The 25,220-nt window shown below is 75.1% G+C and carries 23 protein-coding genes and 1 riboswitch; of the genes, 11 read left to right on the top strand and 12 right to left on the bottom strand.

Annotated features, from left to right (window positions below; translation table 11 throughout):
* Positions 1-286: 286 nt before the first annotated feature.
* Positions 287-781, bottom strand: a complete 495-nt coding sequence (locus CG736_RS30890) for a hypothetical protein (protein WP_232734293.1) — start codon at positions 779-781, stop codon at positions 287-289.
* Positions 782-1,071: 290 nt separating this feature from the next.
* Positions 1,072-1,154: riboswitch (cobalamin riboswitch) on the top strand.
* 53 nt (positions 1,155-1,207) lie between these two features.
* On the opposite strand from CG736_RS30890, the gene CG736_RS30885 reads away from it, so the two are divergent.
* The 5 genes from CG736_RS30885 to CG736_RS30865 all read left to right on the top strand — a co-directional run bounded on the left by CG736_RS30885 (position 1,208) and on the right by CG736_RS30865 (position 8,196).
* The gene (locus CG736_RS30885; protein ID WP_100589443.1) at positions 1,208-2,158 is read left to right on the top strand and encodes a cobalamin biosynthesis protein; all 951 of its coding nucleotides are present in this window, start codon (positions 1,208-1,210) and stop codon (positions 2,156-2,158) included.
* Between the two features lie 451 nt (positions 2,159-2,609).
* Positions 2,610-4,157 carry a cobyric acid synthase gene (locus CG736_RS30880; RefSeq protein WP_100589442.1) on the top strand — a complete coding sequence of 516 codons (1,548 nt, stop codon included), beginning with the start codon at positions 2,610-2,612 and terminating at the stop codon, positions 4,155-4,157.
* Entirely contained in the window at positions 4,154-6,205 is a 2,052-nt protein-coding gene (locus CG736_RS30875) for a putative cobaltochelatase (protein WP_100589441.1), read from the top strand. Before CG736_RS30880 ends, CG736_RS30875 begins: the two co-directional genes overlap by 4 nt.
* A 4-nt stretch (positions 6,206-6,209) precedes the next feature.
* A complete protein-coding gene (gene cobO / locus CG736_RS30870; RefSeq protein WP_100589440.1) occupies positions 6,210-6,806 on the top strand; it encodes a cob(I)yrinic acid a,c-diamide adenosyltransferase in 597 nt (198 codons plus the stop codon).
* Between the two features lie 4 nt (positions 6,807-6,810).
* The gene (locus tag CG736_RS30865; RefSeq protein ID WP_100589439.1) at positions 6,811-8,196 is read left to right on the top strand and encodes a cobyrinate a,c-diamide synthase; all 1,386 of its coding nucleotides are present in this window, start codon (positions 6,811-6,813) and stop codon (positions 8,194-8,196) included.
* Positions 8,197-8,272: 76 nt separating this feature from the next.
* Here CG736_RS30865 and CG736_RS30860 read toward each other — a convergent pair whose 3' ends face one another.
* Entirely contained in the window at positions 8,273-10,030 is a 1,758-nt protein-coding gene (locus tag CG736_RS30860; protein WP_100589438.1) for a DUF4190 domain-containing protein, read from the bottom strand.
* Between the two features lie 148 nt (positions 10,031-10,178).
* Here CG736_RS30860 and CG736_RS30855 point away from each other — a divergent pair, with 148 nt between their 5' ends.
* From CG736_RS30855 to CG736_RS30845, 3 genes are all read left to right on the top strand, one after another.
* Positions 10,179-10,820, top strand: coding sequence for a GntR family transcriptional regulator (locus CG736_RS30855; RefSeq protein ID WP_100589517.1), 642 nt, complete (start codon positions 10,179-10,181; stop codon positions 10,818-10,820).
* 4 nt (positions 10,821-10,824) lie between these two features.
* Positions 10,825-11,304, top strand: a complete 480-nt coding sequence (locus tag CG736_RS30850) for an OsmC family protein (RefSeq protein ID WP_100589437.1) — start codon at positions 10,825-10,827, stop codon at positions 11,302-11,304.
* 118 nt (positions 11,305-11,422) lie between these two features.
* On the top strand, positions 11,423-12,925 hold the full coding sequence (locus tag CG736_RS30845) for an alpha/beta hydrolase (RefSeq protein WP_100589436.1): 1,503 nt from the start codon (positions 11,423-11,425) through the stop codon (positions 12,923-12,925).
* A 149-nt stretch (positions 12,926-13,074) separates the two neighbouring features.
* On the opposite strand, the gene CG736_RS30840 is transcribed toward CG736_RS30845, so the two are convergent.
* Positions 13,075-14,676, bottom strand: a complete 1,602-nt coding sequence (locus tag CG736_RS30840; RefSeq protein ID WP_100589435.1) for an ABC transporter permease — start codon at positions 14,674-14,676, stop codon at positions 13,075-13,077.
* Positions 14,673-15,578, bottom strand: coding sequence for an ABC transporter ATP-binding protein (locus CG736_RS30835; protein ID WP_100589434.1), 906 nt, complete (start codon positions 15,576-15,578; stop codon positions 14,673-14,675). The genes CG736_RS30840 and CG736_RS30835 overlap by 4 nt, the downstream gene beginning before the upstream one ends.
* 125 nt (positions 15,579-15,703) lie before the next feature.
* On the opposite strand from CG736_RS30835, the gene CG736_RS30830 reads away from it, so the two are divergent.
* Entirely contained in the window at positions 15,704-16,207 is a 504-nt protein-coding gene (locus tag CG736_RS30830) for a GbsR/MarR family transcriptional regulator (RefSeq protein ID WP_100589433.1), read from the top strand.
* Positions 16,208-16,292: 85 nt separating this feature from the next.
* Here the strand turns inward: CG736_RS30830 and CG736_RS30825 are convergent, their stop codons facing one another.
* The 5 genes from CG736_RS30825 to CG736_RS30805 form a co-directional block, all read right to left on the bottom strand.
* On the bottom strand, positions 16,293-16,802 hold the full coding sequence (locus CG736_RS30825) for a hypothetical protein (RefSeq protein ID WP_100589432.1): 510 nt from the start codon (positions 16,800-16,802) through the stop codon (positions 16,293-16,295).
* Positions 16,803-16,860: 58 nt separating this feature from the next.
* On the bottom strand, positions 16,861-17,493 hold the full coding sequence (locus CG736_RS30820; RefSeq protein ID WP_100589431.1) for a hypothetical protein: 633 nt from the start codon (positions 17,491-17,493) through the stop codon (positions 16,861-16,863).
* 57 nt (positions 17,494-17,550) lie between these two features.
* Complete coding sequence (locus tag CG736_RS30815) at positions 17,551-18,633, bottom strand: TolB-like translocation protein (RefSeq protein WP_232734292.1); 1,083 nt, start codon at positions 18,631-18,633, stop codon at positions 17,551-17,553.
* A 69-nt stretch (positions 18,634-18,702) separates the two neighbouring features.
* The gene (locus CG736_RS30810; RefSeq protein WP_100589430.1) at positions 18,703-19,980 is read right to left on the bottom strand and encodes an MFS transporter; all 1,278 of its coding nucleotides are present in this window, start codon (positions 19,978-19,980) and stop codon (positions 18,703-18,705) included.
* 6 nt (positions 19,981-19,986) lie between these two features.
* A complete protein-coding gene (locus tag CG736_RS30805; protein WP_100589429.1) occupies positions 19,987-20,877 on the bottom strand; it encodes an alkaline phosphatase family protein in 891 nt (296 codons plus the stop codon).
* A gap of 283 nt (positions 20,878-21,160) precedes the next feature.
* Here CG736_RS30805 and CG736_RS30800 point away from each other — a divergent pair, with 283 nt between their 5' ends.
* Both CG736_RS30800 and cobC read left to right on the top strand, forming a co-directional pair.
* Positions 21,161-21,601 carry a cobalamin biosynthesis protein gene (locus tag CG736_RS30800; RefSeq protein ID WP_157815807.1) on the top strand — a complete coding sequence of 147 codons (441 nt, stop codon included), beginning with the start codon at positions 21,161-21,163 and terminating at the stop codon, positions 21,599-21,601.
* The gene (gene cobC / locus CG736_RS30795; RefSeq protein ID WP_100589427.1) at positions 21,598-22,638 is read left to right on the top strand and encodes an Rv2231c family pyridoxal phosphate-dependent protein CobC; all 1,041 of its coding nucleotides are present in this window, start codon (positions 21,598-21,600) and stop codon (positions 22,636-22,638) included. The genes CG736_RS30800 and cobC overlap by 4 nt, the downstream gene beginning before the upstream one ends.
* Before the next feature lie 7 nt (positions 22,639-22,645).
* Here cobC and CG736_RS30790 read toward each other — a convergent pair whose 3' ends face one another.
* The 3 genes from CG736_RS30790 to CG736_RS30780 all read right to left on the bottom strand — a co-directional run bounded on the left by CG736_RS30790 (position 22,646) and on the right by CG736_RS30780 (position 25,190).
* On the bottom strand, positions 22,646-23,422 hold the full coding sequence (locus tag CG736_RS30790; RefSeq protein ID WP_100589426.1) for an MOSC domain-containing protein: 777 nt from the start codon (positions 23,420-23,422) through the stop codon (positions 22,646-22,648).
* Complete coding sequence (locus CG736_RS30785; protein ID WP_100589425.1) at positions 23,419-23,952, bottom strand: hypothetical protein; 534 nt, start codon at positions 23,950-23,952, stop codon at positions 23,419-23,421. Before CG736_RS30785 ends, CG736_RS30790 begins: the two co-directional genes overlap by 4 nt.
* Before the next feature lie 74 nt (positions 23,953-24,026).
* Positions 24,027-25,190 carry a M48 family metalloprotease gene (locus CG736_RS30780; RefSeq protein ID WP_100589424.1) on the bottom strand — a complete coding sequence of 388 codons (1,164 nt, stop codon included), beginning with the start codon at positions 25,188-25,190 and terminating at the stop codon, positions 24,027-24,029.
* Positions 25,191-25,220 lie beyond the last annotated feature (30 nt).

Here is a 25,220-nt window from a genome sequence, read left to right as displayed (position 1 = left end):
GCGGTGCGATCCGCCCTTCCGTGCGCCAACAGAGCATCCCTGGAAGGGAGTTGAAGCGTCTCCCGGCAGGCTTTCACCCGAGCTCCCCGCAGCGCGCGGGCGCAGCGACCCGCCGATCGAGCGCTGCGCTGCGGTCCCTGGTCGACCCGACCAGAGGGGCGGCCGTGGGGGCGGGCGGCCGGCTGTCCATGCTGGAGGCCGTGGCGCGCCGGGCCGAGGAGCACGCGGGGAACGAACCGGCCGCCCGTTTCCGTAAGTTCGCGGCGTGCGCGCGCGGCGAGCGGGGTCAGTGCTTCTTGCAGGCCGTGGCTTCGAACTCCGCGACGGGGACGGTGAGCGTGGAGGTGGGCCCGTAGTAGCGGACGTGTCCCGGCGCGAGCTGCTCCAGGTCCTCCGGGGTGAAGTCGACAGCAGTCGACGACCGGGAGTCGTCCTTGGTCCAGCCGCGCAGGTGGTAGGTGGTCCCGGCGTCGAGCGGGGCGGCGGACCTGGCCGTCTCCCAGCCCTCGGCAGGCGCGTCCAACGCCCAGGTGCTCAGCCCGGGCCCGAGCGCCGACCTGGCGGTCCACTCCCCGACCGTCTCCGTGTGGCTGCCCTCACTGGTGTAGAGGCTCGCCCCGTCGATCCGCTGCCCACAGACCATCAGCACCCCCAACGGCCGCCCGTCCTCGGTCACGGAGACCCCGGCGACAGCACCGCTCGAACCCGCACACCCCGAGACCCCCGCCAGCACGGCCGTCCCCACGACGACCGACGCGGCTCGCCGGACCAGCTGTCGCACGGTGTCTCCTCGATCTCCCGCCCGTCCGGGCCGGTGAAATGCAGTGGCAGCCCGGAACCCGTCGGGCGACGGCCGGAGTTCATGGACGGTACCAACACAGCCTCAGGCAATCGCCGGGGCGGTCCTGTTGAGGACCCGTGCGCGCCCTCCGACCTCGGGCCCGGGCCTGGACGGGCCTTCGGCGGGGCGCTCGCCGGGGCGCGCGACGGTGTGTGACCAAACCCTCCGTCGGCTCGGTTGACTGTCGCGAAGCGGGCGTGGTGGGATCTTCGGGCCAAACGGAGGCAAGCAGAGGAAGCCGGTGCGAGTCCGGCGCGGTCCCGCCACTGTGACCGGACATCCCGCGCGGGGGTGACCGGAAGTCAGGAGACTCTGGCCCCCGTTCCGTCGATCCAGGGCGCGGACCCTGAGTGAGGACACAACGCCATGCGGGCTGCCCCGTACCTGGTGGGCGCGGTCGCGGGATTCCTCGCGGACGCCCGGCTCGGAGACCCCCGACGCGGACACCCCGTCGCCCTGTTCGGCACCGCCGCGGGCCGGCTGGAACGCCGGCTGTGGCGCGACCGTCGCGCCGTCGGGGCGGTGTACACGGGGCTCGCCGTCGGCGCGGTCGCGGGCGGAGCGGCACTCGCCGCGCGGGCCGTCCGTCGTTCGCCGCTCGCTGCGGCGGCACTCACCGCCGGAGCGACGTTCACGGTCCTCGGCGGGACGTCGCTCACCCGGGAGGCCCGGGCCATCGGGGACTCCCTGGCCGCCGGTGATCTGACCGCCGCCAGGGAGCGGCTGCCGCACCTGTGCGGACGCGACCCCTCCGGGCTGGACGAGCAGCAGATCGCCCGGGCGGTGGTCGAGTCCGTCGCGGAGAACACCGCGGACGCGGTCGTCAACGCCCTGGTCTGGGGCGGCATCGCGGGCGTCCCCGGGCTGCTGGCCTTCCGGGCCGTCAACACCCTGGACGCGATGGTCGGCCACAAGTCCGAGCGGTACCGGCGCTTCGGCTGGGCCTCGGCCCGGCTCGACGACGTCGCCGGCTGGCCCGGCGCCCGGCTCACCGCCCTGCTCACCGTCGCCGCCTCCGACTCCCCCGCCCGCACCTGGCGCGTCTGGCGCCACGACGGCTCCGCCCACCCCAGCCCGAACGCCGGCCAGGCCGAAGCCGCGTTCGCCGGCGCCCTCGGCGTCCGACTCGGCGGCGCCCTCCGCTACGGCGACCGCGTCGAGCACCGCCCGGTCCTGGGCGCCGACCACCCCCCGGTCGCCGCCCGCGACATCGACCGCGCCTGCCGCCTCTCCCGCCGCGTCTCCGCCCTGGCCCTCGCTGTCACCACCACCGCCCGAATCACCGCCCTCACCCTCCGCGCCCGGCGGCCCAGGTGACCGCGTCCCCGGACGCAGCCCTTCGCCGGTCCTGGTGCCCCCCGCCCGTGCAGGACGGGCGTGCTGCGCACGGACCAGCCGTGAAACGGGCCGCGGTGCCGGGCGAGTGGGCCGCACGACCGGCGGCGGTACCTGACGGCTTCGGCATGTCCTCGTCCGCTGCGCGCAGTTCTTCGTGCCCCTGGCGCTCGCCGGGCGAGAAGTCGGCACCCGGGCGGGCCGCGCAGCGCGAACTCGGCACACCGCGTTCCTCGCGGAGCGGGACACTCGCGGACGAGTGGACGGGGCAGCGTGCCGCAGCGCCGGGAGGCTTCGGCAGGTCTTCTTCTGCCGCGCGCAGTTCCTCGCGCCCCGGGCGCTCGTGGAGCGGAGCACCTGCGGCCGCCGTGGGCGAGTGCGCGGTTCGTCCGCTTTCCTCTGTTGCTGTTCTCGTCTCCGAAGGAGGCCGTCGGTGAGTGGTGCGTTGTTGGTGGCCGGGACGACCTCGGATGCCGGAAAGAGCGTGGTGACGGCGGGGATCTGTCGGTGGCTGCGGCGGGAGGGGGTGCGGGTGGCTCCGTTCAAGGCGCAGAACATGTCGCTGAACTCGTTCGTGACGGCCGACGGGGCGGAGATCGGACGGGCTCAGGCGATGCAGGCGCAGGCGGCGGGGGTGGAGCCGGAGGCGGCGATGAATCCGGTGCTGTTGAAACCGGGGGCGGACGGCCGGAGTCAGGTGGTGCTGATGGGGCGGGCCGTGGCGGAGGTCGGGGCGCTGGACTACCGGGACCGGAAGCCGGTGCTGCTGGAGCGCTCGTTGGAGTGCCTGGCGGACTTGCGGTCGCGGTTCGACGTGGTGGTGTGCGAGGGCGCGGGTTCTCCGGCAGAGATCAATCTGCGGGACCGGGACATCGCGAACATGGGTCTGGCGTCGGCGGCCCGGCTGCCCGTGGTCGTCGTCGGCGACATCGACCGCGGCGGGGTGTTCGCCTCGATGTTCGGGACGCTCGCGCTGCTCTCGGCGGACGACCAGTCGCTCGTCGCGGGCTGGTTCGTGAACAAGTTCCGCGGTGACGCGCGGCTGCTCGCCCCGGGGTTGGAGATGTTGCGGGAGTTGACGGGGCGTCCGGTGCTGGGGACGTTCCCGATGCTTCAGGGGCTGTGGCTGGACGCGGAGGACTCGCTGGATCTGGCGTCGGTGGCGCAGCGTCCGGCCGCGGGTGGGCCGGTGGGGGCGGAGGTGCTGCGGGTCGCGGTGGTGCGGTTCCCGCGGTTGTCGAACTTCACGGACGTGGACGCGCTGGCGCAGGAGCCGGGGGTGCTGGTGCGGTGGGCGACCCGTCCGGAGGAGCTGGCGGATGCGGACCTGGTGGTGCTGCCGGGTACCCGGGCGACCGTCGCGGACCTGGACTGGCTGAGGGGGCAGGGCCTGGTGGAGCCGCTCGCGCAGCGTGTCGCCGCGGGGCTGCCCGTGCTGGGCGTGTGCGGCGGCTACCAGATGCTGGGTCGGGAGATCGTGGACGAGGTCGAGTCGCGGGCCGGCGCGGTGGACGGTCTGGGGCTGTTGCCGACCCGGGTGGTGTTCGGCGCGGAGAAGGTGCTGGCCCGTCCGACGGGCGTGGCGCTCGGTGCACCGGTGGCGGGTTACGAGATCCACCACGGCGTGGTGTCGGTGGACGGCGGCGAGGCGTTCGTCACCGACGTCGACGGCGCGGCGCTGGACGGCTGCCGGGTCGGGCCGGTGTGGGGGACGACCTGGCACGGGGTGTTGGAGAACGACGCGTTCCGTCGGACGTTCCTGACCGCGGTCGCCACTGCCGCGGGGCGGGCCTTCGTGCCCGCGCCGGACACCTCGTTCGCGGCGGCGCGCGAGCAACGACTGGACGCGCTGGGCGACTTGGTCGCGGAGCACGCCGACACGGACGCGCTGTGGAAGCTGATCGAGAACGGGGCGCCGGCGGGCCTGCCGTTCGTGCCGCCCGGGGCTCCGGCCCCGGTGCAGATGGAGAGGGCGAAATGAGTGAACTGAACGATGCCCGTTACCCGTTCACGGCTGTCGTGGGGATGGACGACCTGCGGCTGGGCCTGTTGTTGAACGCGGTGTCGCCCGCGGTGGGCGGCGTGCTGGTGCGGGGCGAGAAGGGCACCGCCAAGTCGACGATGGTGCGCGCGCTGGCGGGGCTGCTGCCGTCGATCGCGACCGTGGCCGGCTGCCGGTTCGCGTGCGACCCGCTGTCGCCGGACGCGCAGTGCCCGGACGGGCCGCACGCCGGCGCGGACTCGGCGGAGCGTCCGGCGTTCCTGGTCGAGTTGCCGGTGGGTGTCTCCGAGGACCGGGTGGTCGGTTCGCTGGACCTGGAGCGGGCGCTCGCGGAGGGCGTGAAGGCGTACGAGCCGGGGCTGTTGGCGAAGGCGCACCGGGGCGTGCTGTACATCGACGAGGTGAACCTGCTCCAGGACCACCTGGTGGACCTGCTGCTGGACGCGGCGGCGATGGGGCGTTCCTACGTGGAGCGCGAGGGCGTCTCGGTGCGGCACGCGGCCCGGTTCCTGCTGGTCGGGACGATGAACCCGGAGGAGGGCGAGCTGCGGCCGCAGCTGCTGGACCGGTTCGGCCTGACGGTGGAGATCGCCGCCACCCGGGACGCCGACGAGCGCGCCGAGGTGGTGCGCCGCCGCCTCTCCTACGACGCCGATCCGGCCGGCTTCGCGGCGAGTTGGGCCGCACGGGAGCGGGAGCTCGCCGAACGGATCGGCGCGGCGCGGGAGTTGCTGCCGTCCGTCGAACTCTCCGACCTGGCGCTCCGTCAGATCACGGCGGTGTGCGCGGCGTTCGAGGTGGACGGCCTTCGGGCGGACATCGTGATGGCGCGCACGGCGGTGGCGCTGGCCGCGTGGGCGGGGCGCACCGAGGTGCTGGAGGAGGACGTCCGCAAGGCCGCGCAGCTGGCCCTGCCGCACCGGCGGCGGCGCAACCCGTTCGACGCGCCGGGCCTGGACCAGGAGCAGTTGGACCGGACGCTGGCCGAGCACCAGGAGCCCGGCGACGAGGACCCCGACGGTGACGGCCCGGACGACGGCGGCCCCGGCGACGGCGGCCCGGGGGGCGGCGGTTCGCCCGCCCCGTCCGAGCCCGACGAGCCTGCTGCGACCGGGAGTTCCGAGGACGCCCCGGCCGCGCCGCCGCAGCAGCGGCCCGGCGGCACGAAGGCGTCGTCGCCGGTGGCGGCCGACCGGCCGTACCGGACGCGGCTGTTCAAGGTGGACGGCACCGGCCGGGGTGCGCAGGGGCGGCGCTCCCCCGCCGAGACGGACGCCGGGCACACCGTGCGGGCGCGCCGTCCGCAGGGGCGGCTGACCAGGCTGCACCTGAGTGCGACGCTGCGGGCGGCCGCGCCGCACCAGGTGGCGCGCGGGCGGGCCGGTCGGGCGCTGGTGCTGCGGCGCGACGACCTGCGCGAACAGGTGCGCCGGGGGCGGGAGTCGAACCTGGTGCTGTTCGTGGTGGACGCCTCGGGGTCGATGGCGGCCCGGCAGCGGATGACGGCCGTCAAGGGCGCGGTGCTGTCGCTGCTGATGGACGCCTACCAGCGCCGCGACAAGATCGGCATGGTGACGTTCCGGGGCTCCGGCGCGGAGCTGGCGCTGCCGCCGACCTCCTCGGTGGAGGTGGGCGCGGCCCGGCTGGAGCAGCTGCCGACCGGCGGTCGGACGCCGCTGGAGGCGGGCCTGCTGCGGGCGCACGAGGTGCTGCGGGTGGAGCGGCTGCGCGACCCGGACCGGCGGGCGCTGCTGGTGGTGGTGACCGACGGCCGGGCGACCGGGGCGCGCGACGCGCTGGCTCGGTCGCACCGGGCGGCCGGGCTGCTGGCGGCGCAGGGCGTGGCCGCGGTGGTGCTGGACTGCGAGTCCGGCCCCGTCCGGCTGGGCCTGGCAAGGGAGTTGGCGGCGCACCTGAACGGCGACGCGGTGAGCCTGGACGAGCTGCGGGCCGACGGGGTGGCCGCGCTGGTGCGGGAGACCCGTTCGACGATGACCTCTGGTTCCATGACACGAAAGGCGGCGTGACCGAATGCCCAAGGGAGTTGCGGAGAACGTCCCGGACGACGGCCTGACCACCCGGCAGCGGCGGACGCTGCCGATCACGGCGGTGCACACCGGTCCGGGCAAGGGGAAGTCCACGGCGGCGTTCGGGATGGCGCTGCGGGCGTGGAACCAGGGCTGGCCGATCGGGGTGTTCCAGTTCGTCAAGTCGGCGAAGTGGAAGGTCGGCGAGGAGAACGCGCTGCGGGTGCTCGGCGAGTCCGGGCAGGGCGGCACGGTCGCGTGGCACAAGATGGGCTCGGGCTGGTCGTGGGTGCAGCGGGACATCGAGTCGTCCGAGGAGGCGGCCCGGGAGGGCTGGGAGCAGGTCAAGCGGGACTTGGCGGCCGAGACGTACCGGTTCTACGTGCTGGACGAGTTCACCTACCCGCTGCACTGGGGGTGGATCGACGTGGCGGAGGTGGTGGAGGTGCTGCGGGAGCGCCCGGGCAGCCAGCACGTGGTGGTGACGGGCCGCAACGCGCCCGAGCCGCTGCTCGAACTGGCCGATCTGGTCACCGAGATGACGAAGCTGAAGCATCCGATGGACGCGGGCCGCAAGGGCCAGCGCGGTATTGAGTGGTAGATCGTTGAACGACAGCATTCCTCGGCTGGTGGTGGCCGCCCCGTCCTCCGGCTCGGGCAAGACCACGGTGGCGACCGGCCTGATCGCGGCGCTGGCGGCGCGCGGGTTGAAGGTGTCGCCGCACAAGGTCGGCCCGGACTACATCGACCCCGGCTACCACGCGCTGGCCGCCGGCCGCCCGGGCCGCAACCTGGACTCCTGGATGAGCGGCCCGGACCGGATCGCCCCGCTGTTCGCGCACGGCGCGGCCGGGGCGGACGTGGCGGTGGTCGAGGGCGTGATGGGCCTGTACGACGGGGCCGCGGGGCAGGGCGAGTTGGCGTCCACCGCGCAGGTGGCGAAGCTGCTGCGGGCACCGGTGGTGCTGGTGGTGGACGCCTCCTCGCAGTCCCGTTCGGTGGCGGCGCTGGTGCACGGCTTCGCGTCCTGGGACCCGCAGGTGCGCCTGGCCGGGGTGATCCTCAACAAGGTGGCCTCGGACCGGCACGAGACGCTGCTCCGGGAGGCGCTGGAGGAGGGCTCCGGGGTGCCGGTGCTCGGCGCGGTGCGGCGGGCCAAGGCGGTGGACACCCCGTCCCGGCACCTGGGCCTGGTGCCGGCCGTGGAACGCTCGGCGGAGGCCCTGCGGGCGGTCCGCGAGATGGGTGAACTGGTCGCCGCCTCGGTCGACCTGGACGCCGTGCTGGCGCTGGCCCGCACCGCACCGCCGCTCTCCGTGGACGCCTGGGACGCGGCGGCGGAGGTCGAGCGGGTCGTCGGCCCGCGGCCGCGGATCGCGCTGGCGGGCGGCGCCGCGTTCTCCTTCTCGTACGCGGAGAACGCCGAACTGCTGGCCGCCGCCGGCGCCGAGGTGGTGCCGTTCGACCCGCTGCACGACGAGCGACTGCCGGAGCGGACGGCGGCGTTGGTGATCGGCGGCGGCTTCCCGGAGGTGTACGTCTCCGAGCTGAGCGCGAACGCGTCGCTGCGGCGCGCGGTCGCCGAACTGGCCGCGAGTGGCGCGCCGGTGGTCGGCGAGTGCGCCGGACTGCTTTACCTGGGGCGGGAGTTGGACGGCCTGCCGATGTGCGGGGTGCTGGCCGCGACGGCCCGGATGACGCCGCGGCTGACGCTCGGCTACCGGGAGGCGGTGGCACTCGCCGACTCCCCGCTCGCGGCGGCCGGATCGCGGGTGCGCGGGCACGAGTTCCACCGCACCGTCACCGACCCGGCGGCCGGCCCGTCCCCCGCCTGGGGCTGGCGCACCCCCACCGGCCCGCACACCGAGGGCCACCTGCACGGCTCGGTGCACGCCTCCTACCTGCACCTGCACTGGACGGGCGCCCCGGCCCTGCCGACCCGCCTGGTCCGGCACGCCGCCGCGTGGGCCGCCTCGCACGACGGGAACTGACGGCGGGAACCGACGGCGGGAACCGACGGCCGGTCCGGCCGCGCGGGCCGAGATGCTCGCGCGGCCGGCGGACGGCTCAGACCGCCTTGCTGTTGCCGCCCTGGTGCTTGGCCGGTTCCTCCTGCTGGGTCGCCAGGCCCAGCGCACGGCGCAGCGAGATGATCTCGTCGTCGCCCAGGTTGTCGTCGGCGAGGCCCAGTTCGGTGCGGAGCGTCGCGTTGTCGGTGGACTGGGCGGCCAACTGGTAGTGGGTGGCGGCGATCCTGGACTTGGCGACCAGCCGGTCGACGGTCGCCTTGTCGGCCGTGGTCCAGCGGTAGTTCGACAGCAGGGTGGCCTGCTGGTTCGCGGCCGTGCTCATGTCCTTGGCCCAGGTCCGGTACGCCTGCGGGTCGTCCTCGATCCCGGTGTCCTCGTCCGGGCCCTTGCCCCAGGCCTTGTCGAACTGGTTGGTGGCATCCAGCAGTTGGCGCTGGTCGGGGGTCAGGCTGCCTGCGTACTTCCGCAGCATGCCGGTGCGCGAGGACTTGTCCTCGTTGGCCAGGAAGCAGACGATGCGGCGGGCGGCGGGGGCCTTCCAGGCCACCCGGTCGGGGTAGAAGTAGAAGGTCACCACCTTGTCCGGGATCGACCAGGTGTCCGCCACGTAGGTGTCCACGCGGTCCGCGCAGAGCTTCTCGGCCTCCTCCTTCATCACGTCCTCGCCCGGGTACGCGCCGGTCTGCTCCGTGGCGGGCTGCACCCAGTACGTCTCGCCGAAGTGCGCGGACGCGCAGTCGACCGGCCTGGCATTGCCCGCTGCGGCGCGGTCGAAGCACTGGCCGAGGGACAGCCGGAACGGGGAGTTCGCCGAGAGGCCCGAGTCCGAGGTCGGCGAGACGTGCGAGGGCCGGGAGCCGTCCTCCTCGAAGTCGTCGACGCTGAAGGCGCCGCCGATCACCGTGAGGACGAACAGCACCATGCCGAGGCTGCCGGCCACGATGCCGGAGATGGCCAGCCCCTTGCCGCGCTCACCGGTCCGCTTGATCTGCCGCAGCGCGCCGATGCCCAGGCCGATGCCGATGAAACCGAAGTAGCAGCAGACGATGCCGACGATCAGCGAGGCGATGGCCAGGTTGTTGGTGTACAGCGAGCGCTGCGGGGCCGGGTACATCATCGGCCCGCCCGGCGCGCCCGGCATTCCGGGCGGCGGGTACCCGCCCGTCCCCCACGGCTGCTGACCACCCGCGGCCGCCCACGGATTGCCCCCGTCGGGCACCGGCCCCGGCGCACCCGGCGGCACGTGAGCCCCCGGCGGCACGTGGCCTCCGGGCGGGGATGCGGCCCACGGGTTCGCACCCGGCGGCAACGGCGCACCGACCGGCGCCGCACCCGGGACGGGCGGCGGCGCACTGGGCAGCGCCCACGGGTTCGCGGGCGCGGGCGGCACGGCGGGCGCGGGCGGGACGGGCGGCGCGGCGGGAGCCGGCGGGGCCTCCACGGGTGCCGAAGTCACGGGCTCAGCAGGCTGCTTGGCGAACGAGATCGCGACCGGCGCGGCGTCCTCGACGTCCGACGCGGGCACGGCGTCCTCGACGTCCGGTGCAGCCGCGGCGGGAACTGACGGCGCCCCGGTCGGCGAAGGCTCGACCGACGCGGCTGCCTCTGCATCCGCGACGGCGGTCTCGGGCTCGGGCGCGGCGGGCGGCTTGGCGAACGAGAGCGCGGCCGGCGCAGCGTTCTCGGTGTCCGGCGCGGGCGTGGTGGGCGTCACGGGCGTGGTGGGCGTGGTCGGGGAGTCGTTCCGGGCGGCGTCGGGGCCGGCCTCCCCGGAGCGCTCCTGGTCGAACGACATGGGTTTCCCCCCTGGGCGTGGAACTGTTCGACGGCTGCGCGAATATAGCGGACCGGTCCGTCGGTCTCCCAACGAGTTCGGTGTCCGAGCCCGGACGCCGCCCGGAAGTCCATTGCATGCAATGCATGCAGCGCACTACGCTGCCGCTGTGCAGACCGAGAGCACCCGCCGCAGCCTGCGGGCCCTGATCCTCGACGGCCGCTACCCACCGGGGGCGCGACTGGGCGAGGTGGAGGTCGCGGAGACCCTCGGGGTGAGCCGCACCCCGGTGCGGGAGGCGTTCCGGGCGCTGGCGGCGGACGGCCTGCTGGCCGCCGCCGGGCGCGGTGTCCGGGTGGTGGAGCTGTCGGCGGACGAGCTGACGCACGTCTACCGGGTGCGGGCCGCGCTGGAGGCGCTGACCGCCGAGCTGGCTGCCGAACGGCAGCGCGCGGGGCGGCTGGCCCCGGCCGAGCTGACCGACCTCGCGGAGCTCGCCGACCGCACCCACCGGGCCACCGCGGAGCGCGAGTTGACGGAGGCGGTGCGGCTCAACCGGCAGTTCCACCGGCGGGTCGCGGAGCTGGCCGGCAACCCCGTCGCCCTGCACTCGCTGGAGCGGCTCTGGGACCAGATCCAGGTCTCCACCCGCCGCTCCCTGCACGCACCCGACCGCACCGCCCTGGTGGACGACCAGCACCGTGAGCTGCTGGCCGCCGTGACCGCCGGGGATCCGGCCGCTGCCGGGGCGGCCGCCCGGCGGCACGTCCTGGACACCTGCGCCGCCGCCCGGCCGCCCGAGAAGGAGTGACCCGATGGCCCTGTCCCACCACTACGCGGTCCGTGTCGACTGGACCGGCAACCTCGGTACCGGTACCGACACCTACCGCTCGTACTCCCGCGACCACGACGTCTCCTCGGACGGGGTGCCGACCCTGCTCGGCAGCGCCGACCCGACGTTCCGCGGCGACCGCTCGCGGTGGAACCCGGAGCAGTTCCTGCTGGCCGCGCTCGCCCAGTGCCACATGCTGTCGTTCCTGTCGCACTGCGCGCGCAGCGGCGTGGTGGTGCTGTCCTACACCGACGAGGCGGAGGCCACCATGGAGACCTCGGGCGGCGGCGGCCGGTTCACCTCGGCGATGCTCCGGCCCCGGGTGGTGATCGCCGAGGAGTCGATGCTCGAGAAGGCGATCGCGCTGCACGGCCCGGCGAGCCAGGACTGCTTCATCGCCTCCTCGGTGAACTTCCCGGTCCACCACGAGCCCGTGGTGACGGTGCGGGCCGCCGGTTACTGACGATCCGTCAATTTCCTTGGTGTGGCTGGCTCCAGTATGCGCATGGGGGCTGGCTCCAGGGAAAAGACGGTGGCCTGCGGGATCGATCCGGGCGGCGCGACGGCGAAGACTCACTGCCATGCGAATCACCCGACGAGGCGCCGCCCTGGCCGCCACCACCACCGTCCTGCTCGGCCTGACGGCACCGCTCGCCGCCGGAGCGTCCGCCCCCGACCGCCCCGCCTGGGGCGCGTGCGCGGGCGGCGCGCCGGACGGGCGGCAGCAGTGCGCCGAGCTGACCGTCCCGATCGACTACGCGCAGCCCGCCGGGCCGACCCTCCGGCTCGCCGTCTCCCGGATCCCCGCCGCCCGGCCCGATCAGCGGCGCGGGGCGCTGGTGCTGATCCCCGGCGGGCCGGGCGGCTCCGGCCTGAACGGGCCGAGCAACGCCGCGAAGCGGCTGCCCAGGTCGGTGCTGGACAGGTACGACCTGATCGGCTTCGACCCACGCGGCGTCGGCCGTTCCAGTCCGGTCTCCTGCGGGCTCGACTACGCCGACCTGGCGCCCGGCAAGCTGCTGCCCTGGCCCGCGCCCGACGGCCAGGGGGGCGACGCCAACCTGACCACCGGTCAGCGCGTCGCCGACCGGTGCGCGGAGAACGGCGGCCCGGTGCTGCGCAGCGTCACCACCCGGAACGAGGCGCGCGACCTGGACCGGATCCGGCAGGCCCTCGGCGAGCGCCGGATCTCCGCCTGGGCCACCTCCTACGGCACCTACGCGGGCGCGGCGTACGCCACGATGTTCCCCGACCGCACCGACCGGATCCTGCTGGACAGCAACGACAACCCGGATCCGGTGCAGGCCGAGCGCAGCTGGCTGGCCGCCTTCGCCACCGGCGCGGAGGACCGCTTCCCGGATTTCGCGGCCTGGGCGTCCTCCCCCGGGGCCGGCGAGCTCCGGATCGCCGACACCCCCGAGCAGGTCCGCACCGCCTACCTGACGGCCGCTCAACAGCTCGACGCCGCTCCGCTGCCCTGGCCCGGGAACAACCCGTCGGTGCTGGACGGCAACCGCCTGCGCGGCACGCTGCTGAACGGCCTGTACTCGGACGCCAGGTTCCCCGCCGTGGCCGCCCTGATCCAGGCCGCCCAGGGCCGCCGTCCGCTGCCCGAGCCCGGCCCCGTGCCGGACGCGGCGGCGCTGGCGCAGCTGCAGAGTTCCACGGCGGTCTCCGCCGCCACCCTGTGCAACGACGTCGCCTGGCCGCGCGACCTCGGCTCCTACGCCACGGCGGTGGCCGCCGACCGGGTCGCGCACCCGCTCACGGCCGGCATGCCGGTGAACGCCACGGCCTGCGCGTTCTGGCACTGGCAGCCCGCCGAGCCGCCGGTGCGGGTCACCTCCGACGGGCCGTCCAACGTGCTGCTGGTGCAGAACCTGCGAGACCCGGCCACGCCGTACGCGGGGGCGCTCAAGCTGCGCGCGGCGTTCGGCGACCGGGCCCGGATGGTCGCGGTCGACTCCGGTGGCCACGGCGCCTACCTGGCCAACGGCAACGCCTGCGGCGACGCCCTGGTGACGGAGTTCCTGACCACCGGCCACCGCCCGGCCCGGGACGCGTTCTGCCCGAAGGCCGGGTGAGGCCGGTGCGCGGCCCGATCACCCCGGCCTGCGGGGCGCACGAGGCCACCGGGGGCACGGCCGCCGGGGGCACAGCCACCGCGGGCCCGGCCACCGCGGGCCCGGCCGCCGCGCGCCCGGCCGGTGACGGCGCGTCGGGCCGCGCCCGGTCAGCCCAGGTCGCGGCGGCGCAGCCCGGCCAGGCCCGCCAGGGCGGCGAGTGCGGCCAGCGCGGTGGTCCACAGCAGCGGCGCGGCGGTGAAGGCGCCGCCGGGCAGGTGCGGCAGGTGCGTGAACGGGGACAGGTCCAGTACCCACTGCGGCAGTTGCAGGATCGGTCCGAGCCAGGCGACCAGCACGAACACGCCGTACCCGGCCCAGCCGGCCGCCGTCCAGCGCGGCAGCAGGCCGTACACGGCCAGCGCCACGGCGGCGGTCAGCCACACCGCGGGCAGCTGGACGAGCGTCCCGCCGAGCATCCGGCCGACGGCGTCGCCCGTCCCGCCGAGCGCGGCGCCCTGCGCCAGCCCGGCGGTGGTGCCGGCGACGGCCAGCAGCACGGCGGTGCCGAGCAGCGGGAACAGCAGGTGTCCGCCCGCCCAGCGCAGCCGGGAGACGGCGCCCGCCAGCACGGGTTCGGCCCGGCCGGAGCTCTCCTCGGCGCGCAGTCGCAGCACGGACTGCACGGCGTACACGGCGGCGATCATCCCGAACACCCCGGCGATGGTGGACAGGTAGGCGTTCAGCACGCCCTGCTGTCCGCCGAGCCGGGCCATCAGGTCGGCCATCTGCCGGTTGTCGCCGACCAGGTCGACCACGCCCTTGGCGACGCTGCCGAACACCGCACCGCCCGCGGCGAAGGCCAGCGCCCAGCCGAGCAGGGCGCCGCGCTGCAGGCGGCGGGCCAGCGCGGCGGCGTCCGCCAGACCGGGTGCGGCGGCGGCCGGGCCGGGGCGCTGCGGGAGCATTCCGGCGCCCAGGTCGCGGTGTTCGACCAGGGCCCGGGCCAGCGCGGTGAGCAGTGCGGCGCCGCCCAGCGGCAGCGCCAGCACCCACCAGCGGTCCCCGGCGAACGCACGGACCTGCTCGCTCCAGCCGATCGGGGAGAGCCAGCTCGCCCAGCCGGTGCCGCTGCCGGAGTCGCCGACGGCGCGCAGCACGAACGCCAGGCCGATCGCCGCCCCGGCCAGGCCGTTGGCGGCCCGGCCGGTCTCGGCGACCTGCGCGGTGACGGCGGCCAGCGCGGCGAAGAACACTCCGGTGGCGCCGAGCGCCAGTGCGAACGCCAGCGCCCCGGCCGGGGCCTGACCGGCCGCCAGCAGCACGACGGTCACCAGCGCGGCCAGCGCGGCGTTCGCGGTGAGGGCGGTGGCCAGGGCGGCGGTCAGCGGGGCGCGGCGGCCGACGGCGCCGGCGCCGATCAGCTCGAAGCGGCCGTCCTCCTCCTCGGCGCGGGTGTGCCGCACCACCAGCAGGGTGGACATCAGCGCGGCCAGCACCGCCCCGAACACGCCCATCCGCCACGCGGTCAGCCCGCCGATGGTGGAGCCGTCGAAGATCGGGCCGTACAGGGCGCGCAGCGAGCCGTTGCCGTCGATGCCGGCCGCGAAGGTCCGCCGGGAGGCCTCGTCGCCGTACAGCTTGCGGAAGGAGAAGGCGGTGGAGGCGATCATGCCGGTGCCGACGTACACCCACACCGGCAGGGCGATGCGGTCGCGGCGCAGGGCGAGGCGGTAGAGGGTGCCGGTGCCGGTCAGCGCGTAGCCGTTCATCGGACGGCCGCCGTCGACGGGGCGTCGGAGGCGTTCTCGTAGTGGCGCAGGAAGAGTTCCTCCAGCGTCGGCGGCCGGCTGGCGAGGCTGCGCACGCCGACGGCGGTGAGTTCGGCGAGCAGGGCGCCGAGCTGCTCGGTGTCGACCTGGCAGCGCAGCCGGTTGCCGTCGACCGTCAGGTCGTGAACGTAGTCGGGGCGCGGCGGCGGCCCGGTGAGCACGGCGTCCACCGAGGTGCGGGTGAGGTGGCGCAGGTCGTCGAGGGTGCCGGTCTCCACGGTGCGGCCGGCCCGGATGATCGACACCCGGTCGCAGAGCGCCTCCACCTCGGACAGGATGTGGCTGGACAGCAGCACCGTGGCGCCCCGGTCGCGGGCCTCGGCGACGCACTCGCGGAACACCTCCTCCATCAGCGGGTCCAGGCCGGAGGTCGGCTCGTCCAGGATCAGCAGGTCGGTGTCGCCGGCGAACGCCGCGACCAGCGCGACCTTCTGCCGATTGCCCTTGGAGTAGGCGCGGCCCTTCTTGGTGGGGTCGAGCTCGAAGCGCTCCAGCAGCGCGGCCCGGCGGGTCGGGTCGAGCCCGCCGCGCAGCCGCCCGAGCAGGTCGATCGCCTCCCCGCCGGAGAGGTTGCGCCACAGCGTCACGTCGCCCGGCACGTAGGCGAGTCGGCGGTGCAGCGGCACGGCGTCGCGCCAGGGGTCGCCGCCGAGCAGCGTGGCGGTGCCGGAGTCGGCGCGCAGCAGGCCGAGCAGAACGCGGATGGTGGTGGACTTGCCCGACCCGTTGGGGCCGAGGAACCCGTGTACCTCGCTTTGTTCGACCGTGAGGTCCAGTCCGTCCAGGGCGCGGGTGCGGCCGAAGGTCTTCACCAGGCCGGACACCGAGATGGCGGTCGTCATGAGTTCGACGCTACTCTTGTTTCACAACTTCGTGAAGGCACCGAAAGTCCCGGATCTTCGCGTGGCGGCCGAAGTGTGTGAAGGTGGGCGGACGCCCGGCCGGGCGGGGTGTCGGGGAGGTTCGGATGGTGCGGGTGGTGCGGGTGAGCGAGGTGGACGGCATGGGCGCGCAGCGCGATCCGGCGGAGGTGTCGGAGTTCGTGGAGCGGTTCGCCACGGTGCTGACGGACGCGGGCTTCCCCCGGATGTCGGCCCGCGTGTTCACCGCCCTGCTGACCGCCGACTCCGGCCGGCTGACCTCCGCCGAGCTGGGCGAACTGCTCCGGATCTCCCCCGCCGCGGTCTCCGGCGCGGTCCGCTACCTCACCCAGGTCGACCTGGTCAGCCGGGAGCGCGAACCCGGCACCCGCCGCGACCGCTACCGCATCCACGACCACGTCTGGTACGAGGCCACCGCCAACCGGGACCGCACCCTCTCCCGCTTCGAGTCCAGCCTCGCCGAGGGCGTCGAGGCCCTCGGCCCGGACACCCCGGCCGGCCAACGCCTCGCCGAATCGCTGGAGTTCTTCGCCTTCCTGCGGGTCGAGATCCAGCAGATGATGCAGCGCTGGCGCGACCGCCGGAGCTGACCGCCGGGCGGCTACCGTCCGCGCGGGACCTCGCCTCGCAGCCCCCGCAGCGGCAGCGTGAGGACCAGCAGGATCAGCGCGGCGATCAGGCCCACGGTCCACCGCACCGTGTCGCCCGGGTCGGGCACCTCCTCGGTCGGGTACTGCCGGCCGGGTCGTACGTGACCTCCGGGCGGTTGCCGACCTGGCGGCCCTCGCAAGGGCTGAGCCGCCTGGGGATCTCCTGGCCCTCGGCGGTGCGCAGCAGGCAGTGTCCGGCCGACCGGCCCTCCTTGGGGCGGACGTCGGTGACCTGGGCCAGGGTGCGCTTCCCGTCCCCGGCCGGCGCGGTCCGGCTCACCGCGTCGGTGCCGAAGAACCCGATCGCGGCGACCCGCCCGAGGACGAGGACCGACGCGACCGCCCCGGCCTCGGTGCGGTACGGATGGACGATCAGCGGCACCAGGGCCGCCGCCGACGCGAAGACCACCACCGCCACCACGGGATCGGACCCGCCGAGCTGCCGGACCGTCAGCCACCTCGGCGCGAGGCTCCCGAACAGCGTCGGCACCGGGTACCGCGCCCAGAAGCGGTGCGGGTGTTCCGTCGGTTTCACGGCCGCCGTCCCTGCCGATCGTTCGAACGAATGGACCCACTGCTGTCGGCGCCCGGGGTCAGCCGAGGTGCGCGGCCTCCGCGTCCTTCGCCGACGGGGCGTCGGGCGCCGCGGCCGGCGGTCGGCGGGCGGCCCAGAACGGGAGCGAGGCGATCAGCAGGACCAGGGCGGCGAGCAGGCCCACCGCCACCCGCCCGGTTCCGGACGGGTCGGGCGTGCCGGTCACGGGAGCCTGGCGGTTGTGCGGGTCGGCGGTGACGTGGACCTCCTGGCCGACCTGCTGGAAGGGGCACGGGGAGAGCGGGTACCGGAGGTCGGCGCCGTCGGGCCCGCGCAGGTCGCAGGAGCGGGGGGAGCTGCCCTCCGCCCGGTGCACCGCGGTGACCGTGGCCACCACCCGCTGCCCGTCGGCGGCCAGCGCCTCGGCCCGGACCGCGTCGACCCCGGTCATGCTCAGCACCGCGGCCAGCACACCGGCGACGAACGCCGCCACTCTCCCTTGGCGGGTGCGGAAGTTCAGCGCGACGGCCAGGATCATCGCCGTGGGCGTGATCGAGTGCACCAGCTCCATGCCCGGCGAGCCACCGAATCGACGGGCCGCCAGGCCGACCAGCGCTCCGCAGCCGAGCAGGGTGAGCAGCGCGTACGCCGCTCCGCGCCCGCTCCGGCCGGCACCGCGCGTCCCGTTCACTGCGTCCCCCTCCGGTCGATCCCGATCGAGGACGCTACACGGTCCGTTCGCGGACGGTCAGCCGAGGTACGCGGGGGCGACCGCGGAGCGCACCAGCACGGCGGGGGCGCCGGTGCCGTCGGCGGGGACGGTCCACAGGTCGGAGCCGTAGTCGCCGGGCAGCGAGTACAGCAGGGTGCGGCCGTCGGCCCACAGCGCCTGGTCGTCGATGTTGCGCTGCTCGGCGGTCGCGGTCTCCGCCATGGTGGCCAGGTCGAGCACGTACAGCCGCCACGGCGCGGCCGGGTCGGCGCCGGCCACCCGCTTCTTGTAGGCGATCCGGGTGCCGTCCGGCGACAGGGACGGGCATTCGACGTTCTGGTGCAGGGTGGTCAGGGTGCGGGCGGCGAGGTCGCCCTGCACCAGGTAGGTCTGGCCGCCGGTGGCGACCGTCGCGTAGAAGCGGTTGTCGTCGGCGGCGAAGGTGGTGCCCCAGACGTTGAGGTCGGACGCCTGGACGCGGTGGCCGTCCTTCAGCACCTGGAAGGTCTCCAGGTTGTCGTAGAACTGCCAGTTGCGGGTGTCGACGATCGCGGTGCGGGTGGAGAAGTCGGTGCCCGCGTAGGAGTCGCCGCTGACGAACACCGTCCAGCCGACCAGGTGGCCCGACGGCGAGACCCGGGCGCGGGTGGGGATGCCGGGCGCGGGGAAGCGCCTGGTCTCGTGCAGCGAGGCGTCCAGCACGGACGCGTGGTAGGTGTCGTCCAGCGCGCCGTGCTCGGCCTGCAGGCAGATGCCGGTGCCGGCGGCGGCGTGGAAGCGCAGGCACTTCACACCGGACGCGGTGCGCGGGCCGTCCGGGCGGTCGGCGGGCACCGCGGCCACCTCGTCGCGGTGCGGGCCCCAGGCCAGGTTGCGCAGCAGCAGTTGACGCTCCGTCGGTTGCAGCGTCACCGATCCCTCGCGCACCGGCGGCCCGCCGGCCTGCTCCTGGTTGCGCCGGTCGGCCCGGTCGGCGGCGTACCGGACGGCGACCGTCCCGACCCCGGCCAGCAGCAGCACCGCGACCACCAGCACCACCACCTTGCGCCGCACGGAGGCGCCCTCGACCGGGGGTTCGGGCGTCGCGGAGTCCGGGTCGACGACAACGGGAGCAGTCATGGGGGTGTCCTCCGGGCGGGTTGGCGGGCGGGGGAAGGGAGGAGCTGCCGCGCCCTCCGTGGCGGTGCGTCAGTCGGTGGCGGCGGGACGGAGCAGGCGGGTGGCCGCGATCGCGGCGGCGGCGAGGGCGATCGTCGTCGCGGTGAGGGCGGCGCGCGGGCCCCAGAGGGTCCAGGCGGCGCCGAAGGCGAGGGAGCAGGCGAAGCGGGCGAGGGCCTGTCCGGTGCCGACCAGGGCCTGCCCGGCGCCCTGCTGACCGTCGGGGACGGTCGCGGCGGTGGCGGCGGCGAGCACCCCGTCGGTGGCGGCGTAGAAAGCGCCGTGCAGCAGCAGGACCAGCACGGCGGCACCCGCGCCGCGCAGCGGGGAGAGCACCACCCCGTACGCGCCGAGCAGCACGGCGTGGCCGGCCAGGAACAGGGTGCGGCGGCCGATCCTGTCCGCGATCACGCCGAGCGGGACGGCGAGGGTCAGGAAGACCGCGGCGGTGCCGAGCGGCAGCAGCGGGAACAGGTGGGCGGGCAGGCCGAGTCGGCGTTGCAGCAGCAGGTAGAGGAACGAGTCGCTGACGGTGGTGAGGCCGAGCAGCACCGCGGCCAGGGTGAGTCGGCGCAGCGCGGGGCGGCGCAGCAGCGCGAGCGCGTCCCGCAGGGTGGGGCGCGGACCCGTCGGCGCCTCGACCGGGGCGGTCCGGGCGGGGACGAACAGCACCAGCAGCAGGACGCCGAGCACGGCCACGCACCCGGAGACGGTGAACACCGCGCTGTAGCCGGCGCGTTCGGCCCGGTCGTCGGCGATCCGCAGCACCGCGAAGGCGAGCAGCGGGCCGAGCAGCGCGCCGGTGGTGTCCATCGCGCGGTGCACGCCGAACGCGCGGCCGCGGTGCTCGGGGGCGGTGGCGAGCGAGATCATCGCGTCCCGGGGCGCGGTGCGCAGGCCCTTGCCGGTGCGGTCGATCGCCAGGACCCCGCCGATCAGCGGCACGGTGTGGACCAGCAGCAGCAGCGGTTTGCACAGCGCGGACAGGCCGTAGCCGATCCCGGCGACGACCTTGTGGCCTCGGGAGCCGCGGTCGGCGAGGTGGCCGCCGAGCAGCCGGACCAGCGCGCCGACGCCGTTGTTGATGCCGTCGAGCAGGCCGAAGCCGAGCGGGGACAGGCCGAGCGCGGTGACCACGTACAGCGGCAGGACCGCGCTGACCATCTCGGAGGAGACGTCGGTGACCAGGCTGACCGCGCCGAGCGCGAGCACGGTGCCGGGGACGGCGGCGCGCCGCCCCGGGCGGGTGCCCGGGGCGGCGGCCGCGGCGCGGCCGGTCTTGGTGGAGCGGGCGTCCGCGAGGTACATCCGGCGTCAGTTCCAGATGCCGGTGATGTCGGAGGCGGAGGCGGCGTTGCCCGCGTGGGCGCTCAGGCCGGCCAGGTCCTCCAGGGTGCGCAGCACGTTGTAGTGGTTGTAGGTGGTGGCGCTGGTGGAGCCGGGGATCACGTGCTGCCCGTAGACCACGGTCGGGATGCGGTTGCCGGAGAGGCTGTTGTCCTCGTCGAAGGTGACCACCAGCAGGCTGTTGTGGGTCTGCGCCCAGGTGGCGTACGCGCCGAGGTTGTTCTTGACCCAGGTGTCGCCGGTGGAGACCGAACAGTCGTGCATGTCGCTGCACAGGTTCGGCACCACGAAGGAGACCTTCGGCAGCGTGGTGTAGTCGGTGGGGAACTGGGCGAAGGTGTAGGCGGTGTTGGTCGGCACGTTGGAGAAGCCGAACCACGGGTTGTGCTTCTGCGCGTACTTGCCGCTGGAGCAGACCGTGGAGCCCTGGCTGGGCAGCGTCTCGTTGTAGGAGCCCCAGCTCTGTCCGGCGGCGATCAGCTCGGACGCCAGGTTGGGCGCGGTCATCGAGCCGACCTTGACGCAGCTGTCGTCCGTGCGGCCCTGGTTGGAGCCGGAGAACAGCATGTAGTAGTTCGGCTCGGACGGGTGGGTCAGGCCGTAGGACTGGGTGAGGTTGGCGCCGCCGGCCACCAGGGTGCCGTTCAGGTACGGGGCGCTGGAGCTGCCGATCACCTGGCTGTAGGCGTGGTTCTCCATCACCACCACGACGACGTGGTCGGGCGCGGGCAGCGCGGCGGCCTGCGCGGTGGAGCCGGTGGCGGCCCACAGGCCGAGCGAGGCGGCGGCGAGCGCGACGGTGCTTCCGATCGCGGTGAGGCGGCGCTTGGTGCGGCGGCTGAGCGGTGCAGCGGTCATGGCGAGGTCCCTCCGGGGCAGGGAACGTGCGGGACAGGGCTGGTGGGGCGCGCTTGTTGGAGCGCCGGAAACCCTAGGCGCGGGCGGTGGCCGACGAAGCTTTTGACAGGTTAAGAACAAGCGAACGCTTGGTCGGCCGACAAGGCCGCCCCGGCGCTTTTCGGCCAGCGGAGCGGCGCGGCTCACACCTGTCCCGATTGACCCGCCTCGGACCGACATGGTGGGATCTTTCCGGCCCGGCGCGCACGACCGGCACGGTGAACGAGGAACGGGAGGGCCGGGCGTGACAGCCGCCTTCGCTTCTCCGCCGCCCGCCCCCCGCGTGGTGCTCGGCCTCGGGCTGCGCCGCGGCGCCCCCGCCGCCGAACTGCTCCGCACCGCCGACGCCGCCCTCGCCGCCTGCGGCCTCGACCGCTCCGCCGTCACCCTGGTCGCCACCCTGGACCGCAAGCTCGCCGAGCCCGGACTGCGCGCCGCCGCACGGGAGTTGAACGTCCCCGCGGTCGGCCACCCGGCCGCCGTGCTGGCCGCCGTCCCGGTGGCCGGCTCCGCCCGGGTGGCCGCGGCGGTCGGCACCCCGAGCGTCGCCGAGGCCGCCGCGCTGGCCTCCGCCGGACCGGGCGGCCGCCTGCTGGCGCCGCGCACCGCCTCGGCGGCGGCCACCGCCGCGCTCGCGGAGAGCGCCCCCGCAACCGCCGCCCCGCCCCAGGAGGCCACCAGGTGAACGCCGAGCCCGATCTGCGCCATCACGGCGACGCCGAAGTCCGCTCCGCCGGACTGGTCGACCTCGCGGTGAACGTCCGCACCGGCACCCCGCCGCCGTGGCTGCGCGCGCACCTCGCCGCCACGCTGGACACGCTGGCCGCCTACCCGGACGGCACCGCGGCCCGTGCCGCCGTCGCCGCGCGGCACGGGCGGCCGGTCGCCGAGGTGCTGCTCACCTCCGGCGCGGCCGAGGCGTTCGTGCTGCTCGCCCGAGTGCTGCGGCCGCGCCACGCGGTGGTGGTGCACCCGCAGTTCACCGAACCGGAGGCGGCGCTGCGGGACGCCGGGCACACCGTCCACCGGGTCCTCCTCACACCGGAGCAGGGCTTCCGCCTGCGGCCCGGGGCCGTTCCGGAGGACGCCGACCTGGTGGTGGTCGGCAACCCCACCAACCCCACCTCCATCCTGCACCCGGCCGCCGCACTGGCCGAACTCGCCCGGCCCGGGCGGACCCTGGTGGTCGACGAGGCGTTCATGGACACCGATCCGGGCGAGACCCAGACCCTCGCCGGGGCCCGCGACCTGCCCGGCCGGGTGGTGGTGCTGCGCAGCCTCACCAAGACCTGGGGCCTGGCCGGCCTGCGGATCGGCTACCTGCTCGCCCCCGCCGACCTGGTCGCCGAACTCGCCGCCGCCCAGCCCCTGTGGCCGGTCTCCGCTCCCGCGCTGGCCGCCGCCGAACTCTGCTCCACGCCCGCCGCCCTCGCCGAGGCCGACGACGCCGCCCGCACCACCGCGCTCGACCGCGAGCACCTGCTGAAGGGCCTCGCCGCACTCCCGGACGTCCGGGTGCACGGCGAGCCGGCGGCCTCCTTCGTGCTGATCCGGCTCCCGGACGCCGCCGCCGTCCGCGACCGCCTGCGCACCGCCGGGTTCGCCGTCCGCCGCGGCGACACCTTCCCCGGCCTCGGCCCCGACTGGCTGCGGCTGGCCGTCCGCGACCGCGACACCACCGACCGCTTCCTCGACGCCCTGGCGGCCGCGATCCCCGGCTGACGCCGCGTCAGTGCAGCTCGACCTCGTCCCCGGCCTCCACCGTGCCCGGGGCGAGGATCTGCGCGTACACCCCCAGGCAGGGCAGCGGATCCATGCCGGGCAGCGGCACGACCCGGTTGAGCCGGGCCGGGCGGCGCAGCGCCTCCGGGTCGGCGGGCAGCTCGCCGTGCGCGAGGGTGGGAACGGCGCAGCGCGGGCTGGCGGCGATCAGGCGCAGCCGCAGGTCCGCGCCGACGGTGAGCTCGCGGCCGACCCAGTCGTTCTCCGCGAACGGCTCCCCGTCCGTCTCCAGGACCAGGTTGGGGCGGTAGCGGGCGGCGGGCGTGCCGGCCAGGGTGGCGGTGGTGACCAGGTGCAGCGGGGCGAAGTCGAAGAAGCTGCCGGGGGCCGCCGCCTTGCCGAAGTCCTGGACGGTGTACTCCACTTCGGCCTCGATGCCGTCGGCCAGCACCTGTTCGGGCACCGAGCGCAGCAGCACGGAGCCGGGCGGCCGTTCGGTGATCAGCCGGACGGGTCGGCCCACCAGCGCGCTGATCGCGTCCTCGTCCAGCTCGCCGCCGTCGGGGCCGGTGATCCGCACGCCGTCGTCCTTGGTCTCGGCGCGCAGGGTGAGCAACTGCCGCCAGGCGCGCGGCTGTTTGGCGCTGGCGACCCGGCCGGTGGTGACGTCCAGCAGGGCCCGGCGGCGGTCGCCCTCGACGCCGTGCTCGTCGATCCGGGCCCGGGAGACCTCCTCGCCGAGCATCGACTTCACGGGGTGGCGGTACAGCGCGGCGACTCTCAACGGTCCAGCTCCTCGGCCCAGGCGGTGAGTTGTGCGAAGTGTTCGGGCTGAAGCCCGTACCGGTGGTCGATCTTCAGGGTGAGCGCCGGGCCCGGGTGGTTGGCGGCGATCCACTCGGTGTCCTGCGGTTCGATCTCGTCGTCCACCCAGGCGAACGGCTGCTGGTCGGCCCACGCCACCAGCTGCCGGGTCTTCCAGTGCAGCCCGTCCGGGTCGCCGTGGTGCATCGACTCCCAGTTCACGTACGGGAACCTGGGCAGCCCGAGCAGCGGCGCCAGGAGCTCGTCCGCCTCCTCCCGCCAGGCCGTCGCCCACACCGGGCTGTACGGCAAGGCCAGCAGGGACGGTCCGTGGTCGGGGTGCAGCCAGACCCGCAGCGGCTTCGGCCTGCGCACGCCCTGGTCGAGCTGCCGCCGGTGCCAGGCCCGCGACTGCACCCGGCGCGTCCGGTAGCCGCCGGGCCGCCGGAACCTGCCGTACGGGGCTATCGGGCCGTCGACGTCCAGCATCAGCAGCGGCCGGTCCGCCATGTACGCCTCCTGGGTGCTCGGTGCTCGGTGCCGGATTCTCTCCCGCACCGGGCCCGCCCGGCCACCGCTTTGCGTCAGGACGGCTGCGCGGCCCGCCAGTTGCGGGCGGCGGCGATGCGGCGGGTGGCGCTGGGGTGGGTGGAGAGGAGCAGTTCGAGGACGCGGGGCGGGTTCGGGTCGGCGACGTTGGCGACGGTGAGGCGGCGCTGCATGGCGATGAACTGCTCGGCGTCACCGGTCAGTTCGAGGGCGTGACGGTCGGCACGGGTCTCGATCCGGCGGCTGACCGTGCACTGGGCGGGGGTGCTGGCGGCCCCGAGCAGGGCGGCGAGCGCGGCGAGCAGCGGGAGGGAACGCGGGTCCTGCGGGTGCGCGGCGCCCGCGGCGTCGAGCAGCGGCTGCCAGGCGAGCAGCGCCGCCAGCACCGGCACCACGACGGCCGCGCCGATCGCCCCCAGGACGGTGCCGGTGGCGACGTCGCGGTGCTTGACGTGGCCGAGTTCGTGCGCGGCGACGAGTTCGACCTCGCACGGCTCGGCGGTCCGCAGCAGGGTGTCGTAGACCACGATCCGCCGGGTCGGGCCGAAGCCGGAGACGTACGCGTTCAGCGCGGTGGTCCGGCGGGACGCGTCGGCGACCAGCACGTCGCGCACCGCGATGCCGTCGCGACGGGCCAACTCCAGCAGGGTGGTGCGCAGTTCGCCGTCCGGCATCGGGGTGAAGCGGTTGAACAGCGGTTCGAGGACCAGCGGGTGCAGGAACGACAGCGCCACCGTCAGCAGCGCCGCGGCCAGGGCGCCGGGCGCCCACCAACCGGTCGGCGAGTGCCCGATCAGCGCGTACAGGCCGAGCGCGAGCGGCAGGAACAGCGCCAGGGCCACCGCCGTTCCGCGCACCGCGTCCACCGCCCAGCCCTTCCAGCCCTGGGTGACCAGGCCGAACCGGGCGCGGGCGGTGCGGACCTCGGCAGCGAACGGCAGCGTCACCACCCGTCCGAGAAGCACCAGCGCCGCGCTCCCGGCCAGCACCTCGGCCGCCCAACTGCCCCCGAACCATCCGCCGACCGCCGTTACCAGCCCCGCCCCGGCCGCCGTGAACCCGAGCACCGCCGACAGCGCCAGCGAGGCCAGCTGCCCGCCGAGCGCCCACGGCAGCTGGGCCCGCCGCAACGCCCGGCCGCGGGCCAGCTCCTGCGGGGTGAAGTCGCCGGACGGGACGGAGGGCGGTGTGTCGGCCATGCCCCCAGCGTAGTGACCCGGCGCTCCGTC

It is taken from the genome of Kitasatospora sp. CB02891, assembly GCF_002803145.1.
Taxonomy (GTDB): Bacteria; Actinomycetota; Actinomycetes; order Streptomycetales; family Streptomycetaceae; genus Kitasatospora; species Kitasatospora griseola.
Note: the sequence above shows the minus strand (reverse complement) of the source record. Positions and strands in the feature narration are given on the sequence as shown.

Excerpts from the sequence above, each read along its gene's own strand:
- CG736_RS30885 (WP_100589443.1), top strand. The coding sequence starts at position 1,208 with ATGCGGGCTGCCCCGTACCTGGTGGGCGCGGTCGCGGGATTCCTCGCG.
- CG736_RS30875 (WP_100589441.1), top strand. The coding sequence starts at position 4,154 with ATGAGTGAACTGAACGATGCCCGTTACCCGTTCACGGCTGTCGTGGGG.
- cobO (WP_100589440.1), top strand. The coding sequence starts at position 6,210 with ATGCCCAAGGGAGTTGCGGAGAACGTCCCGGACGACGGCCTGACCACC.
- CG736_RS30860 (WP_100589438.1), bottom strand. The coding sequence starts at position 10,030 with ATGTCGTTCGACCAGGAGCGCTCCGGGGAGGCCGGCCCCGACGCCGCC.
- CG736_RS30850 (WP_100589437.1), top strand. The coding sequence starts at position 10,825 with ATGGCCCTGTCCCACCACTACGCGGTCCGTGTCGACTGGACCGGCAAC.
- CG736_RS30845 (WP_100589436.1), top strand. The coding sequence starts at position 11,423 with ATGCGAATCACCCGACGAGGCGCCGCCCTGGCCGCCACCACCACCGTC.
- CG736_RS30840 (WP_100589435.1), bottom strand. The coding sequence starts at position 14,676 with ATGAACGGCTACGCGCTGACCGGCACCGGCACCCTCTACCGCCTCGCC.
- CG736_RS30835 (WP_100589434.1), bottom strand. The coding sequence starts at position 15,578 with ATGACGACCGCCATCTCGGTGTCCGGCCTGGTGAAGACCTTCGGCCGC.
- CG736_RS30830 (WP_100589433.1), top strand. The coding sequence starts at position 15,704 with ATGGTGCGGGTGGTGCGGGTGAGCGAGGTGGACGGCATGGGCGCGCAG.
- CG736_RS30815 (WP_232734292.1), bottom strand. The coding sequence starts at position 18,633 with ATGACTGCTCCCGTTGTCGTCGACCCGGACTCCGCGACGCCCGAACCC.
- CG736_RS30810 (WP_100589430.1), bottom strand. The coding sequence starts at position 19,980 with ATGTACCTCGCGGACGCCCGCTCCACCAAGACCGGCCGCGCCGCGGCC.
- CG736_RS30805 (WP_100589429.1), bottom strand. The coding sequence starts at position 20,877 with ATGACCGCTGCACCGCTCAGCCGCCGCACCAAGCGCCGCCTCACCGCG.
- CG736_RS30785 (WP_100589425.1), bottom strand. The coding sequence starts at position 23,952 with ATGGCGGACCGGCCGCTGCTGATGCTGGACGTCGACGGCCCGATAGCC.
- CG736_RS30780 (WP_100589424.1), bottom strand. The coding sequence starts at position 25,190 with ATGGCCGACACACCGCCCTCCGTCCCGTCCGGCGACTTCACCCCGCAG.